Source organism: uncultured Albimonas sp. (genome assembly GCF_963977235.1).
GTDB lineage: Bacteria > Pseudomonadota > Alphaproteobacteria > Rhodobacterales > Rhodobacteraceae > Albimonas.
Genome location: NZ_CAXBOD010000009.1, coordinates 1 through 14,630 on the forward strand (window position 1 = coordinate 1; position 14,630 = coordinate 14,630).

The 14,630-nt window shown below is 73.0% G+C and carries 12 protein-coding genes; 3 read left to right on the plus strand and 9 right to left on the minus strand.

Annotated elements, in window-relative coordinates:
- Window positions 1–182 precede the first annotated feature (182 nt).
- The 8 genes from cydX to AAC134_RS07340 form a co-directional block, all read right to left on the minus strand.
- The gene (gene cydX, locus AAC134_RS07305; RefSeq protein WP_339948412.1) at window positions 183–299 is read right to left on the minus strand and encodes a cytochrome bd-I oxidase subunit CydX; all 117 of its coding nucleotides are present in this window, start codon (window positions 297–299) and stop codon (window positions 183–185) included.
- 15 nt (window positions 300–314) lie between these two features.
- Window positions 315–1,478: a cytochrome d ubiquinol oxidase subunit II gene (gene cydB, locus AAC134_RS07310; RefSeq protein ID WP_339948413.1), complete on the minus strand. Its 1,164-nt coding sequence runs from the start codon at window positions 1,476–1,478 to the stop codon at window positions 315–317.
- A 4-nt stretch (window positions 1,479–1,482) separates the two neighbouring features.
- Complete coding sequence (locus AAC134_RS07315; protein ID WP_339948414.1) at window positions 1,483–3,084, minus strand: cytochrome ubiquinol oxidase subunit I; 1,602 nt, start codon at window positions 3,082–3,084, stop codon at window positions 1,483–1,485.
- 189 nt (window positions 3,085–3,273) lie between these two features.
- Entirely contained in the window at window positions 3,274–4,944 is a 1,671-nt protein-coding gene (gene cydC, locus AAC134_RS07320; protein ID WP_339948415.1) for a thiol reductant ABC exporter subunit CydC, read from the minus strand.
- Complete coding sequence (locus tag AAC134_RS07325) at window positions 4,941–6,764, minus strand: ATP-binding cassette domain-containing protein (protein WP_339948416.1); 1,824 nt, start codon at window positions 6,762–6,764, stop codon at window positions 4,941–4,943. Before AAC134_RS07325 ends, cydC begins: the two co-directional genes overlap by 4 nt.
- A 431-nt stretch (window positions 6,765–7,195) precedes the next feature.
- Window positions 7,196–7,972, minus strand: a complete 777-nt coding sequence (locus tag AAC134_RS07330; RefSeq protein WP_339948417.1) for an enoyl-CoA hydratase/isomerase family protein — start codon at window positions 7,970–7,972, stop codon at window positions 7,196–7,198.
- 38 nt (window positions 7,973–8,010) lie between these two features.
- Complete coding sequence (locus AAC134_RS07335; RefSeq protein WP_339948418.1) at window positions 8,011–9,222, minus strand: MFS transporter; 1,212 nt, start codon at window positions 9,220–9,222, stop codon at window positions 8,011–8,013.
- Complete coding sequence (locus AAC134_RS07340; protein ID WP_339948419.1) at window positions 9,219–9,821, minus strand: NAD(P)H-dependent oxidoreductase; 603 nt, start codon at window positions 9,819–9,821, stop codon at window positions 9,219–9,221. Before AAC134_RS07340 ends, AAC134_RS07335 begins: the two co-directional genes overlap by 4 nt.
- Window positions 9,822–9,974: 153 nt before the next feature.
- On the opposite strand from AAC134_RS07340, the gene soxR reads away from it, so the two are divergent.
- Complete coding sequence (gene soxR, locus AAC134_RS07345; RefSeq protein ID WP_339948420.1) at window positions 9,975–10,436, plus strand: redox-sensitive transcriptional activator SoxR; 462 nt, start codon at window positions 9,975–9,977, stop codon at window positions 10,434–10,436.
- 618 nt (window positions 10,437–11,054) lie between these two features.
- On the opposite strand, the gene AAC134_RS07350 is transcribed toward soxR, so the two are convergent.
- Entirely contained in the window at window positions 11,055–11,714 is a 660-nt protein-coding gene (locus AAC134_RS07350; protein WP_339948421.1) for a peroxiredoxin, read from the minus strand.
- 296 nt (window positions 11,715–12,010) lie between these two features.
- Between AAC134_RS07350 and AAC134_RS07355 the strand changes: the two genes are divergently transcribed.
- Both AAC134_RS07355 and alr read left to right on the plus strand, forming a co-directional pair.
- Complete coding sequence (locus AAC134_RS07355) at window positions 12,011–13,465, plus strand: replicative DNA helicase (protein WP_339948509.1); 1,455 nt, start codon at window positions 12,011–12,013, stop codon at window positions 13,463–13,465.
- The gene (gene alr, locus AAC134_RS07360; protein ID WP_339948422.1) at window positions 13,452–14,624 is read left to right on the plus strand and encodes an alanine racemase; all 1,173 of its coding nucleotides are present in this window, start codon (window positions 13,452–13,454) and stop codon (window positions 14,622–14,624) included. The genes AAC134_RS07355 and alr overlap by 14 nt, the downstream gene beginning before the upstream one ends.
- Window positions 14,625–14,630 lie beyond the last annotated feature (6 nt).

Here is a 14,630-nt window from a genome sequence, read left to right on the forward strand (position 1 = left end):
GCAGAAGCTTCCCAAGCTTACGACGAGGGTTCGATTCCCTTCACCCGCTCCAGCCCTCCCAGGATTGACCTTGCCCGGCCCCTAGGGCCGCAGCCGAGCGACCGCCGCAATGCGGCGGGGCCGTGGTCGCCTTCGGCGGGCGGACCGGCCAAGGGGCGCCCTGGAGGACGCCCCCTGCCCGCTCAGTCCTCGCCGCCCTCCTCGAGGGTGCGGTCCATCTGCATCTCGGTCCACATCGCGTTGACCACGGCGAAGAGCGCCGCGAGCGGAAGGCCGAGCATCCAGGCGAAATACCACATCGTCGCTGCTCCCGTTCAGTAGAGGCTTTCGCCCTTTTCGGTAACCTCGGCCTCGGTCACCTTGCCCCACAGGACCCGGTAGACCCAGGCGGTGTAGACCAGGATCAGCGGCAGGAAGATCGCCGTCGCCCCCAGCATCACGAACAGCGTCAGATGCGAGGACGAGGCGTCCCACACCGTCAGCGAGGAACTGGGATCCACCGTCGAGGGCAAGATGAAGGGGAACATCGTCAGCCCCACCGAGGAGATGATCCCCACGATCGCCATCTTCGACCAGCCCAGGGTCGAGACCTCGCGCCCCGCCCGCAGGCCGCGCACCGCCATGGCGATGCCCGCAAACCCCATCAGCGGGGCGACCAGGATCCAGGGCCGGTCGAGATAGGCGACCAGCCACGTGCCCTCGCGCACCACCTCCGAAAGCAGCGGGTTGGAGGGGCCGTCGGGCGAGGGCGCCTGCACGAACCGGTAGCCGTCGACGCCCACCAGCAGCCACAGCCCGGCGAGCGCGTAGCCCCCCGCCGCGACCAGCCCCGCGACCGAGCCGTAGCGGCGCGCCCGCGCGGCGATGTCGCCTTCGGTCTTCAGCCCCAGCCAGGCCGCGCCGTGCATCAGCAGCATCGCCATCGAGACCGCTCCGCACAGCAGCGAGAACGGATCGAGCAGCAGGAAGAACTTCCCCAGCGCCGAGCCGTCGTAGCGCGACATCAGGTCGGGCGTCAGGTGGAAGGGCGCGCCCTGCAGGACGTTGCCGACCGCCACGCCGAACACCGTGGCCGGAACCGCGCCGCCCAGGAACAGCGCCCGGTCCCAGTTGCGCCGCCAGCGCGCCCCCTCGCGCTTGGAGCGGTACTTGAAGCCCACGGGCCGCAGGATCAGCGCCGCCAGCACCGTGAACATCGCGAGATAGAAGCCCGAGAAGCTGACCGCATAGAGCGGGGGCCAGGCGGCGAAGATCGCCCCGCCCCCGAGGATGAACCAGACCTGGTTGCCCTCCCACACCGGGCCGACGGTGTTGATCACCACCCGCCGCTCGAGGTCGGTCCTGGCGACGAAGGGCAGCAGCGCGCCGGTCCCCATGTCGAAGCCGTCGGTCAGCGCGAAGCCGATCAGCAGGACGCCCAGCAGCGCCCACCAGATCACCCGCAGCGTCGAGAAGTCGATGAGCTCGTGCAGGATCATGATCTCACTCCCCCGGCTGGACCGCGCCGCGGCCGCCCTGCAGCAAGGTGCGGCGACGGCGGATCCAGTCCTCGGTCTCCTCGACGTCCTGGTGGGGGCCGAGGCGGATGTACTTCAGCAGCAACGCGATCTCGATCACGAAAAGCACGGTGTAGAAGGCGATGAACCCCGCCAGCGTGATCAGCAGGTCGGTCACCGACAGGTGGCTGACCGAGAGCGCGGTGGGCAGCACCCCGTCCACCGTCCAGGGCTGGCGGCCGTACTCGGCGACGATCCAGCCACACTCGGCCGCGATCCAGGGGGCGGGGATGATGACCACCGCCAGGCGCAGCGCCCAGCGCGGATAGCGCCCCTTGCCGAAGCTGTTGAGGAAGAAGAACAGCCCCATCACCCCGATGAACAGGAACCCCAGCCCGACCATGATCCGGAACGTCCAGAAGATCGGGAACACGGTCGGCGCGGTGTCCCACGCGGCCTGCAGGATCTGCTCCTCGCTCGCCTCGCGCGGGTCGTCGAGATAGCGCTTGAGCAGGAAGGCGAAGCCCAGGTCGGGGCCGTGATCCTCGAACGAGATCAGCGCCTCGGCCGGCGCCTCGTCGCGCAGCTCGCGGATGGTCATCAGGTTGTCGTAGGCCACGATGCCCGAGCGGATGCGGGTTTCGGCCTCGCCCACAAGCTGCTTGATGCCCGGGATCTCGGTGGTCAGCGAGCGGGTGCCCATCAGCCCCATCACATAGGGGATGTGGACGGCATAATGCGTCTCGCGGTCCGCCTGGTCGGGGATGCCGAAGAGGGTGAAGGAGGCGGGGGCGGGCTCGGTCTCCCACATCGCCTCGATGGCGGCCATCTTCATCTTCTGGGAGTGGGAGGCGTTGTAGCCCGACTCGTCCCCCAGCACGACGACCGACAGCGCCGAGGCCAGCCCGAACGAACAGGCCACCGTGATCGAGCGCCGCGCGAGCTGCTCATGCCGGCCCTTGAGCAGATACCAGCACGACACCCCCAGCACGAAGACCGAGGCGCAGACATAGCCCGCCGACACCGTATGCACGAACTTGGCCTGGGCCACCTCGTTGAACATGACCTCGTAGAAGGAGGTCATCTCCATGCGCATGGTCATCGGGTTGAACTCGGCCCCCACGGGGTTCTGCATCCAGCCGTTGGCGATCAGGATCCACAACGCCGAGAAGTTGGAGCCGAAGGCCACCAGCCAGGTGACCAGAAGGTGCACCCGCGGGGTCAGCTTGTCCCAGCCGAAGAAGAACAGGCCCACGAACGTCGCCTCGAGGAAGAAGGCCATCAGGCCCTCGATCGCGAGCGGCGCGCCGAAGACGTCGCCGACGTAGTGGCTGTAGTAGCTCCAGTTCATCCCGAACTGGAATTCCATGGTGATGCCCGTGGCCACGCCCAGCACGAAGTTGATGCCGAACAGCGTGCCCCAGAACTTGGTCATCTGCCGCCAGATCGGGCGGCGGGTCATGACGTAGACCGTCTCCATGATCGCCAGCAGGACCGAGAGGCCCAGCGTCAGGGGGACGAACAGAAAATGGTACAGCGCCGTCAGTGCGAATTGCAGACGGGAGAGGTCGACGACGTCCAGCTCCATGCGGAGTCTCCTTGGGTGACGGAGAGACGGAGAGGGGCGGCCTCAGACGGCGCCGCCGCGACTCGCTTGTCGTTTCGTAAATATATTCCCTGATACGAATTTGATCCGGAATGCGGCATAAGGCTGCTTTCGCCGCGTAATTTCTGCACAGGCGATCACGATCCGTCGACCTGTTTCGCCCCCGCGGCCTCAGCCCAGCGGCAGGAGCCGATCCGCCGCCTCGCGCTCGGCGGCGCGATGGGAGGCGAGCAGGATCGCCGCCCCGGGCAGGTAGGCGCGCAAGCCCGAAAGGACCCGGCGGGCGGACGCGGCGTCGAGCCCCTCGGTCGGCTCGTCGAGCAGCAGCAGCGCGGGGCGCCGCAACAGGGTGCGCGCCAGCGCCAGGCGGCGGGACTCGCCCCCCGAAAGGCCGGCGCCGGCCTCGCCAAGGCGCGCATGCAGCCCGCCCCTCGCCGCGATGGTCTCGCGCAGGGCGGCGGCCTCGAGGGCGGCCCAGGCCTCGGCCTCGGTCAGGTCGTCGCGGGCAAGTCCCAGGTTCTCGAGCACGGATCCCGCCACCAGGGCGGAGCGTTGGGGCAGGAAGCCGATCTCGGCGCGCAGCGCGGGTTCGGGGAAGGACGAGAGCGGCCGGCCGCGCCAGCTCACCCGCCCGGCGTCGGGGGCGACGAGACCGGCCGCAAGGGTCAGCAGGGTGGATTTCCCGACGCCCGAGGGGCCGACCAGCGCCACCGTCTCGCCGGGTCCGACGCGCAGCGAGACGTCGTGCAGCACCGGCCGCGCGGCGCCCGGGCGGCGCAGGCTGACGGCCTCGAGCGTCAACGCAGGGGGCGCGCCGGCGGCGGCCGGCGTCGCGGCGTCGCCGGACGCCCTGTCGGGCGCCTCGTCGGGCGTCCTGTCCGGCTCTGCCATCACGCGGGCGGCGGCGTCGCGCATCCGGCCCAGCTCCACCGCGCCGCGGCGCAGGGGGGCCAGCGTCTCGGCCAGCGCCAGGGTCGCGAACACCGCAAGCGCGGCCACCGCAGCGGGGATCTCGCCCGCCTCGACAAGGCGCCCCCCGGCGACGAGCACGGCCGCGGTCAGGCCGGCCGCGAGAATCGACAGGCGCAGGCCGGCCCGACGCTCGACCCCGTCCACGGCGCGCAGCGCGGCGCGGGAGCGGGCGTCGGCCTCGCCGGCGCGGCCGCGGGCGGCCTGCATGCCGCCGAACACCACCAGGTCGCGGCGCGCGCGGGAGAGGTCGATCATCCCGCGCCGCAGCTCCTGCGCGCCCGCCTCGGCGGCGGCCGAGGGCGCGAAGGCCGCGCGCCCCGCCCCCCACAGCACCAGCGCGCCGCCGAGCGCCAGCCCCCCGCAGGCCAGCGCCGCGATCCCCGGGCTCACCAGCCAGGCCAGCAGCGCGAACGCCCCGGCCAGCGCCAGCCCCCCCGCCGCCAGCGGCAGCGCGAGACGCAGGTAGAGCCCGTCGAGCGCGTCGACATCCGCGGTGATCCGGGTCAGCGCGACGGGTCCGCGCAGGCGGGTCAGCGCCTCCCAGGGGGCGGCGGCCTGGCGGCGCATCAGGTCGATGCGCAGCGTCGAGAGGGCGCGCAGCGTGGCGTCATGGGTGGTCAGCCGCTCGCCAAAGCGCGCGGCGGTGCGGCCCAGCGCGAAGAAGCGCACCCCGGCGGCGGGGCGGAACACCTCGAAGCTCAGGCCCGCCCCCGCCAGCCCCGCGGCCCCGGCCGCGGTGACGAACCAGCCCGAGAGGCCCAGCAGCGCCGCCCCCATCGCCAGGACGCAGACCGCCAGCAGCAAGCCCAACAGCAGCGCGCGCCGCTGGCCGCGCCACAGCAGGCGAAGGGCGGAGACCAGCGGCCTCATGCCGGCGCCTCGGCCGGCAGCGAGGCGGGGACGAGGCGCAGCTCCCGCCCCATCGCCGCGACCAGCGCCGGATCGTGGGTCGCCACGATCACCGTCACGCCCTGCCCGGCCAGCCGGCGCAACCCGCGGATCACCGCTTCGGCGGTCCGGGAATCGAGATCGGCGGTCGGCTCGTCGGCCAGCAGCACATCGGCGCGCGAGGCGAAGGCGCGGGCGACCATCAGCCGGCGCGCCTCGCCGCCCGAGACCCCGGCGCCGCTCTCCGACAGGCGCGCCTCGAGGCCCTGGGGGAGGGCCGCGACGATCCCCTCGGCCTCGGCGGCCGCCAGCGCGGCGGCGAGGTCGCCGGTCCCGCGGGGGTCGAGGATCTCGCGCAGGGGCGCGTCGGGGAAATGCGGGGTCTGCGGGATCCAGGCGAGGCGGGCGCGCCAGGCGTCGGCGGTCTGATCGCTCAGCGCCCGCCCGGCGACCTCGATGCGGCCCCGCTCCGGGGCGATCAGCCCCGCCAGCGCGGCCAGCAGCGTCGACTTGCCCGCGCCCGAGGGACCGGTGAGCGCGAGCGTGTCGCCCGGCGCGATCTCGGCGTCCGGCAGCGGCCGGCCGCGGGCGACGAGGCCCGAAAGGACGATCGTGGCCGGGCCGGCAAGCGGCGCGGCCGGGGCGCCGCGACCCAGGATCCGGGGGGGCTCGGCGGCCTCGGCCTGCAGCAGGTCCTCGGCCACCGCCAGCGCCGAGGCGCGATCGTGCCAGGCGGCGGCGAAGTCGCGAAGCGGCTGGAAGAACTCGGGCGCGAGCAGCAGCAGGAACAGGCCCTCGGCGAGCGTCAGCGGCGCCCCCCAGGCGCCGAAGTTCAGCGTGCCGAGCAGGGAGAACCCCACGTAGACGGCCGCCATGGCGATGCCCAGCGCCGCGAACAGCTCGAGCACCGTCGAGGACAGGAACGCGACCCTCAGCACCGCCATCGTGCGCGTCCGCAATCCGTCCGAGCGGGCGGCGAAGTCGCGGGCCAGCCGCGCGCGCGCGTCGAGCAGGCGAATGTCGGGGAGGGCCGCGAGCCGCTCCATCAGCAGGGCGTTGAGGTCGGTGATCTCGGCCAGCTGCCGGCGGCTGGCCTTGGCCGCGGCGACGCCGATCAGGGCCATGAACAGGGGGATCAGCGGGCCCGCGATCAGCAGGATCAGCCCCGCCGCCCAGGAGACGGGAAAGGCCACGACCAGGATCGCCAGCGGCCCGGCCACCGCCCGCAGCGCCGCGGGCCGGTAGCGGGCGAGGTAGGGAACCAGCATCGGCAGCTTCTGCGCGGCCATCGCGGCGGCCGAGGCCGACGAGGCGCCCTGCCCGGCCGCAGGCTCGGGGTCGCTCTCGCGCGCGCCTGGCGGGGTTTCGGCAGGGCCGGCGAGGGCGCCGCCGGACGCGGCCGGCGGCGTCGCGGCGCCGGACTTCGCTACCGCGGTCTCAGGGGTCGGGGAGGGCGCCGGGGCGGCGTCGTCCCCGCGCAGGCTTTCGGCCTCGACCAGGCGGGCGCGCTCGGTTTCCAGCGTGCGGTCGGCGGCGTCGAAGGCGAGCGCGCCGGCGCGGTGATCGAGGCCCGCCCGCACGGCGGCGGCAGCCAGGAACGCCAGCGCGCAGATCAGCGTGTCGGAGAGGGGCGCGCCCCCCTCGACCCAGCCCGACACGGCCCAGGCTAGGGCCGCCGCCTGCACCGGCCACAGCAGCGCGGCCGCCGTGGTCAGCCGGGCCGAGCGGCGCAGCAGCGGCGCGACCGGCGCCTCGATCGCGGCGAGACGCCGGGCGGCGGGCGAGGGCGGGGGACGGCGCATCCGGCTCATCGCGCGGCGGGACCGACGCGCGCGGGCGTCGAGCGCGGGGCGAGCGCCCCGCACGCGCGCGCCGGAAATTGCGGCGACCGGCGGAGGACCGACATCGAGAGGGTCATGCCCGCTCCAGTGCTGACGTCGTCGCGCTCATGTCCGCTCCCGTGTCGAGGGGTCGCCGGGCGATCCCCGACGCCCTCGGCCTCGCGCCCGGTCCCGTGCCGGTCCAGGCCCCCTGCCCGGCGCCTCGTCCCAGATCAAGGCGATCGCGGCGCGATGCGCAACCGGGTCCCGCCGACGCACCGTTGCGGGCCCGGGGGCCCGACGCACCGCCGCAGTCCCGGGGGCCCGACGCGCCGCCGCGGGCCGGAGGGCCCGACGCACCGCCGCGGGCCGGAGGGCCCGACGCGTCGGCGGAAGGCCGGGACGCGGGGCGCTCAGCGCCAGGGGGGCGTGCGCTTCTCGGCGAAGGCGGCCAGGCCGGCCTGGGTCTCCTCGGTCTGGGAGACGTTGATGAAGGTCTCGGTCACGTCCGCGACCTCGCGCCGGAAGTCCATGTCCTGGGCGCGCATGAAGGCCGCGTGGGCGATCCTCGTGGCGCCGGGGGGCTGGCGGGCGAAGTTCTCGGCCATCTCCATCGCGGCCTCGAGCGCGCCGCGCCCGGGGGCGACGCGGGCGACGAGGCCCATGCGCTCGGCCTCCTCGGCCTTGAAGCTGCGGCCGGAGAACAGCAGGTCGAAGGCCCGGTGGCGCCCGATCACGCGCGGCAGGTGCACGAAGTGGATCGCCGGGATCAGACCGTTGTCGAGTTCGGGGTAGCCGAAGGTCGCGCTCTCGTCGGCCACGATCACGTTGCAGGTGATCGAGAGGGTCATGCCCCCGCCCCGCGCCGCGCCCGACACCGCCGAGATCGTCGGCTTGCCCATCGTGTGCTGCACGTCGAGCATGTCGAGATACAGCTTCTGGAGCAGCGCCCGGACCCCGCCCTGCCCCTCCTCGCGCAGCAGCTTCAGGTCGAGGCCCGCGCAGAACACCTTCTCGAGCGCGCTGCACAGGATCACGGCGCGCACTCTGTCGTCGGCGGCCGCGGCCCGGTAGGCGGCCAGGATCTGGTCCAGCATCGGCAGGGTCAGCGCGTTGAGCGGCGGCGCCTCCATCACGATGCGGGCGATGCGCCCCTCCTTCTCGGTGCGCACCAGCGAGGCGTCGGACATGAGCGGGTCTCCTCCAGGGTTTCTTGTCGGCGCGGACACTAGGCTCTGAAGGAGCGGCGCGCCAGAAGGGCGACGACCGCGAGCAGCGGGGCGAAGACGCCCGCCGCGAGGAAGGCCCCGCCATAGCCCCACGCCTCGGCCGCGGGCTGGGAGAGCAGCGGCGAGACGAACTGCCCCAGGAAGACCGCCGAGGTCATGCCTCCGGTGGCCCGTCCGCGCACCCGCGCCGGCGCCAGCGAGACCACGGTGTTGAACAGGTTGGGCATCGTCAGCCCCATCGCCGCGCCCGCCACCGCGCCGCCGAGGCAGATCGAGAGCAGGTCCGAAGAGACCGAGACCCAGGCCAGCCCCGCCCCCAGCCCCAGGAACGAGAGGGCGAACATTCCCCCCGCCCCCAGCCGCCCGCGCAGCAACGCCGCCCCGAACGCCGAGATCGAGGACACCAGCGTGAACACCCCCAGCGCCAGGCCCGCCTGGCTGGGCGCGTCCATGCCCAGCTCCCGCAGGCGGAAGGGCAGCTGCACCGGCATCACATACATCGCCACCATGGTGCCGAGGCCCAGGAAATAGAGGATCGCCAGCGACCCCCAGGGCGCGGTCGCGCCATCGTCCTCGGCCGCGGCCTGGCTGCGGGCGGCGGCGCCCCGGGTCTCGGGCAGGAACACCGCGGCCGCGGCCAGCACCAGCAGCGCGATGCCATAAAGGCCGAAGGGCGCGCGCCAGTGCATTTCCGCCAGCAGGCCGCCGCCGGTCAGGAAGATCAGGCCGGCAAAGCCCATGGCCGAGGCCTGGCGGCCCATGAAGCGGGTCTGGGCCTCGCCCCGGAACAGGTCGCCGGCCATGGCCGAGGCCGAGGTCAGCACGCCCGCCACCGCCACCCCCAGCATGGCCCGCCCCACCAGGATCGCGGGCAACGTGTCGAGCAGCAGACCCGACATGCCCGCCAGAACGTAGAGGACCATCGCAGCCAGCAGGATCCGCCGCCGCCCCAGCCGGTCCGACAGCCCGCCGGCCAGCGGCGCAAAGATCGCCACCAGAAGCCCCGGCAACGTCACCGCCAGGCGGGTCAGCAGGGCCGCGTCGGGATCGTCGGCGAAATGCGCCTCCATCCCCGGCAGGCCGGGCGAGATCACCGTCGAGGCCATGATCGTCAGCGAGGAAGCCGCCAGCAGCGAGATCATCGTGGCCGTGGAGGGCGAGGCCCCCAGCCCCGCCGCCCCCGGCGCGCGCACGTCGGCAGAGGCGCTCATGCGGCGTCCTTTCCAGGCAGGGCGGCGGCAGACTCGCGCGCCGCGCGCAAGGGCGCGGCCCACCACGCGAGACGGTCGAGGACGAGGCTCAGCGCCGCCTCGGCCGGGGCGTCGGGGGCAAAGCGCTCCTCCGCGTCGAACAGGCGGCCGATGTCGGCCAGCAGCACCCCGTCGCGCAGGGTCGCCACGTGCAGCTCGCCCATCACCTGCGAAAGCTGCTCGGCCGCCCGCGCGCCGCCCGCGCGCCCGCCGTAGGAGACGAAGGCCGCCGGCTTCTCGCGCCATTCGCCGCCGGCAAGGTCGATCAGCGCCTTGAGGGCGGCGGGATAGCCGCGGTTGTACTCCGGGAACACCGGCAGGAAGGCGTCCGCGGCGGCGATGCGCGCGCGCAGGGCGGACAGCGCCTCGGGCGCCATGGCGTCGTGCCACAGCGACAGGCCGAGGGCGCGCGGGTCGATCAGGTCGGCCTCGAAGCGGGGATCCGCGGCCAGGCGGGCCAGCGCCCAGCCGGCGATGGCCTCGCTGCGCCGGCCCTGGCGCACGCTCCCCTGCAGGACGGCGACACGGAACGGGCGGGCGGGGGCGGAGGGCGCGGACATGGCAGGCATCCCTTGATATTGGCGGCGATGCGCGGTCAGGTAGGACCTCGAGTTTAGTTGAGGTCAAGGGCGGGCAAGACGGTGGACGATGCGACGCAGCACGGTAGGACGACGGGTCCCGATCGCAAGGGGCGCCGTTACGAGGCCCTGAGCGTGGGGCAACTGGCCGAGCGCTCGGGCGTCCCGGTCTCGACCCTGCATTTCTACGAGTCGCAGGGGCTCCTCGAGGGCTGGCGGACGCCGGCCAACCACCGGCGCTATTTCCGCGCCTCGCTGCGGCGGCTGGCGCTGATCCGGGTGGCCCAGCGCGCGGGCGTTCCGCTGCGCGAGATCCGCGAGCAGCTCTCGGCCCTGCCCCATGACGAGGTCGCCTCGCCCGAGGACTGGGCGCGCCTGGCCGAGAACTGGCGCACGGGCCTCACCGCGCGGATCGAGCGGCTGACCCGACTGCGCGACCAGATGGAGGGCTGCATCGGCTGCGGCTGCCTCTCGGTCAGCCGCTGCCCCCTGCGCAATCCCGGCGACGCGCTGGCCGCGCTTGGCCCCGGCGCGCGGCTGCTGGACCCCGAAGGCGAGCAGGAAGCCGACGAGGACGGCCGACGCGGCGGCGCCTGACGCGCTCGCCAAGGGGCGACCTGGCTGCGGCGGCGGGCGGGGCCTCGCCCTGCCGCGCGCGACCCCGCCCTGACGGAGACGGGGATGCCGCGCCTTTGCGCCGCCCCCGGCTTCCGGCTCGTCCCCCGCGCTCCTGCGCTCGGTCCGCTTGGCCGCGCAGGACAGCGACGTCCCCCCGCTCGAAGATCTCGACGTCCCCAGACAGTGCGGATCCACGCCTTCGAGAGCCAGGGGCGCGAGGTCGAGATGGCCTTCCTGGACGTCTCCCCAACGGCCAAGCCCAACGGCCGCGCCGCTGCGCTCCTGCGCAACAGGAACATCTGCGCCGCCACCTGGGAGGAGACCGTCGCGCGGCTGAGCGCCGAGAGCTGGCGGCGGTTCGCCCCCGACCGGATCGGCTTGCGCCGCGCCTCCGAGCCCGAGGGCTGCCGGTGCAGTTTCGACCAGCGCGCCGCGGGCGCCGACGCCCTCCTCGGACGGCTGAAGGTCGAGTGGGCGGCATGCTCGCCGCCCCGGCGTCCGCCGAAGAGTGACCCTCACGCACCCCGCGAAACGAGAAAGGGCCGCCCCCTCGGGCGGCCCGTGTCCTTTCGGCGACCGAGCGCGACGGCCGAGGGTTCAGGCGCCGGGCTGCTTGACCATGCGCAGGTAGGGCAGCTTGGCCTCGAACGAGCCGTGCTGGGCGCGGGCGTCGTCGTCGGAGACGGCAGGGACCACGATCACGTCCTCGCCCGACTTCCAGTTGGCCGGCGTCGCGACCTTGTGGCCTGCGGTCAGCTGCAGGGAATCGATCACCCGCAGCAGCTCGTCGAAGTTGCGGCCCGTGGTCATCGGGTAGGACATGGTCATCTTGATCTTCTTGTCCGGCCCGATCACGAACACCGTGCGGACGGTGGCGTTGTCGGCGGCGGTCCGCCCCTCGGAGGTTCCGTCAAGCTCGGAGGGCAGCATCCCGAAGAGCTTCGCGACCTTCAGGTCCGGATCCCCGATCATCGGGTAGGAGACGCTCGACCCCGTGGCCGTCGCGATGTCGGTCTTCCAGCGATGGTGCGCCTCGACCGGGTCGACCGAAATGCCGATGATCTTGGTGTTGCGCCGCGTGAACGCTTCGCTGAGCCCGGCCATGGTCCCCAGCTCGGTGGTGCACACGGGGGTGAAGTCCTTGGGATGGCTGAACAGGATCGCCCAGCCGTCGCCGATCCAGTCGTGGAAGGCGATCTTCCCCTCGGTGGTGTCAGCCTCGAAGTCGGGCGCGGTGTCGTTGATCCGCAGCGTCATCGTCATCTCCCAGAGCATCCGGCGGGTCGCCTTTCCGGCGTCGCGTGTTACCATGGGCAGGCCACGGCCCCGACGCAACCGGGGGCGCAACCGGGGGCGCGACCGGGGACGAAGCCCCGGAACGTCGCGTCGCGCGGCATCCGTCCCCGTTATTCACAGGCCGGGGATAACCGCATCCCGGTGTAGACTGCAGGGCCTTCGAGCAGGGAGACCCCACCATGCATGACGGATCGCTCGCCCCCGGCGAGCCCCAGCCCCATTCCCCCGAGCCTCACGGCGAGGGGTCCCGTCCGGCCATGCCCGAGGCGGCCGCGCCGCCCTCCAACATCGAGGCCGAGCAGGCGCTGCTGGGCGCGATCCTGATCAACAACGAGGTCTACGACCGCGTCTCGGGCCTGCTTCAGCCCGAACATTTCTACGACCCCGTGCACGCGCGCATCTACGAGACCGCCGCGCGGCGCATCCAGAAGAACTTCCAGGCCAACGCCGTCACCCTGAAGACCTTCCTCGAGGACGACGAGGGGCTCAAGGAGCTGGGCGGGGCTGAGTATCTGGCCCGCCTCGCCGGGGCCGCGGTGTCGATCTATTCGGCCAAGGACTACTCGCAGGCGATCTACGATCTCGCCATCCGCCGCGAGCTGATGCGCATCGGCGTCGAGATCCGCGACCGCGCCCAGCGCGCCGACGTCGACCTCGAGCCGACCGAACAGATCGTGCAGGCCGAGCAGCAGCTCTACGGTCTGGCCGAGAAGGGCCGCTCGGACGGCGGCTTCGTCAGCTTCCTGAAGGCCGCGACCGACGCCATCGAGGTCGCCAACGCCGCCTATCAGCGCGACGGCGGGCTGGCGGGGATCTCGACGGGGCTGATCGACCTCGACAAGCGGCTCGGCGGCCTGCACCCCTCGGACCTTCTGATCCTCGCGGGGCGGCCCTCGATGGGCAAGACCTCGCTCGCCACCAACATCGCCTTCAACATCGCCAAGGCGTTCCGGGAGGGGGAGCGCCCCGACGGCACCTTCGGCACGCTCAACGGCGGACGGGTGGGGTTCTTCAGCCTCGAGATGTCGGCCGAGCAGCTCGCCACCCGAATCCTCTCCGAACAGTCCCGCATCGCCTCCGAGAAGATCCGCCGCGGCGACATGGAGGAGGAGGAGTTCCGCCGCTTCGTCGAGGCCGCGCGCGAACTCGAGAAGATGCCCTTCTACATCGACGACACCGCCTCGATCCCCATCGCCACGCTGGCGGCCCGCGCGCGGCGGCTGAAGCGGACCCACGGGCTCGACGCGCTGGTCATCGACTACCTGCAGCTGATCCGCGGCTCGGGGCGCACCGAGGGCCGGGTCAACGAGATCGCCGAGATCTCGATGGGCCTGAAGGCCATCGCCAAGGAGCTCGACATCCCGGTCATCGCGCTCTCCCAGCTCTCGCGCCAGGTCGAGAGCCGGGAGGACAAGCGGCCGCAGCTGTCGGACCTTCGGGAATCGGGATCTATCGAACAGGATGCCGACGTGGTGATGTTCGTGTTCCGCGAGGAATACTACAAGGAACGCGAGAAGCCCTCGGAGGCCGACGTCGAGGCCACGATGCGCTGGCAGGAGGTGATGGAATCCGTGCGCGGCAAGGCCGAGCTGATCATCGGCAAGCAGCGCCACGGCCCCATCGGCACCGTCGAGCTGTCGTTCGAGGGCAGGTTCACCCGCTTCGGCAACCTCGCGCGCTCGGAGGGCTACGCGGAGCATGACGGCTTCTGATTCCCTTGCGGCGGGGGCCGCGACGCCCCCGGCCGCGATCTCGCCCTTCGCGCCCCCCGCGCGCCCCGCGGCCTCGCGCCCGGTCCTGAGCGTCGATCTCGACGCGATCGGGGCCAACTGGCGCGCGCTGCAGGCGCGCTCGGGCAAGGCCGAGGCCGCGGCCGTGATCAAGGCCGACGCCTACGGGCTGGGGGTGGCCCCCGTGGCGCGGGCGCTTCGCGCGGCCGGCGCGCGGACCTTCTTCGTGGCCCACGCGAGCGAGGGCGCGGAGCTGCGCGCGGTGCTGGGCCCGGAGGCGCCGATCCACGTCTTCAACGGCTTCATGCCGGGCGACCTCGAGGCCTTTCGCGGCGCCGACCTGATCCCGGTGCTGGCCTCGCCCTTCCACGTCCAGGCCTTTCGCGAGGCGCTGCCCTCGCTGGGTCTCGCCTCTCCGCCCCGCGCGGGGCTGCATATCGAATCGGGCATCAACCGGCTGGGCTTCACGCCGGCCGAGATCGACGCCCTGCGCGCCGATCCCCCGCGCGAGCTCGAGATCTCGCTGGTGATGTCGCACCTGGCCTGCGCGGACGAGCCCGAGAACTCCGGCAACGCCCGCCAGCGCGGGGCCTTCACCGGGCGCGCGCAGCTGCTGCACGCGCTGGCGCCCCGCGCGCGCCTGTCGCTGGGGGCGACCGGGGGCACGCTGCTGGGGCCGGACTATCACTTCGACCTGACCCGGCCGGGCGTGGGCCTCTATGGCGGCGAGCCGTTCATGGAGGCGCAGACCGTCGTCCACCTCCACGCCCCCCTCCTGCAGGTGCGCGAGATCGCGGCGGGCGAGAGCGTGGGCTATGGCGGGACCTGGACCGCGCGCCGCCCCTCGCGCATCGGCGTGCTGGGGCTGGGCTACGCCGACGGGTTCTTCCGGCTGTCCAAGGGGCTGAACCTCTATCTCGACGGGCGCCCGGCGCCGCTGGTGGGGCGGGTGAGCATGGACATGATCACCCTCGACCTGACCGACATGCCCGAGCCCGCCCCCGGCGCGATGGTCGAGGTGCTGGGCCCCAACCAGTCGGTCGACGCGCTCGCCAAGGGCATCGGCACCACGGGCTACGAGGTCCTGACCTCCCTTGGCCCGCGCTACGCCCGCCGCTATGTCGGGGGCGCCGAGGGCTGAGGCCCG

Excerpts from the sequence above, each read along its gene's own strand:
- AAC134_RS07330 (WP_339948417.1), bottom strand. The coding sequence starts at position 7,972 with ATGTCCGACGCCTCGCTGGTGCGCACCGAGAAGGAGGGGCGCATCGCC.
- cydC (WP_339948415.1), bottom strand. The coding sequence starts at position 4,944 with ATGAGGCCGCTGGTCTCCGCCCTTCGCCTGCTGTGGCGCGGCCAGCGG.
- alr (WP_339948422.1), top strand. The coding sequence starts at position 13,452 with ATGACGGCTTCTGATTCCCTTGCGGCGGGGGCCGCGACGCCCCCGGCC.
- AAC134_RS07340 (WP_339948419.1), bottom strand. The coding sequence starts at position 9,821 with ATGTCCGCGCCCTCCGCCCCCGCCCGCCCGTTCCGTGTCGCCGTCCTG.
- cydB (WP_339948413.1), bottom strand. The coding sequence starts at position 1,478 with ATGATCCTGCACGAGCTCATCGACTTCTCGACGCTGCGGGTGATCTGG.
- cydX (WP_339948412.1), bottom strand. The coding sequence starts at position 299 with ATGTGGTATTTCGCCTGGATGCTCGGCCTTCCGCTCGCGGCGCTCTTC.
- AAC134_RS07350 (WP_339948421.1), bottom strand. The coding sequence starts at position 11,714 with ATGACGCTGCGGATCAACGACACCGCGCCCGACTTCGAGGCTGACACC.
- AAC134_RS07335 (WP_339948418.1), bottom strand. The coding sequence starts at position 9,222 with ATGAGCGCCTCTGCCGACGTGCGCGCGCCGGGGGCGGCGGGGCTGGGG.
- AAC134_RS07355 (WP_339948509.1), top strand. The coding sequence starts at position 12,011 with ATGCCCGAGGCGGCCGCGCCGCCCTCCAACATCGAGGCCGAGCAGGCG.
- AAC134_RS07315 (WP_339948414.1), bottom strand. The coding sequence starts at position 3,084 with ATGGAGCTGGACGTCGTCGACCTCTCCCGTCTGCAATTCGCACTGACG.
- AAC134_RS07325 (WP_339948416.1), bottom strand. The coding sequence starts at position 6,764 with ATGCGCCGTCCCCCGCCCTCGCCCGCCGCCCGGCGTCTCGCCGCGATC.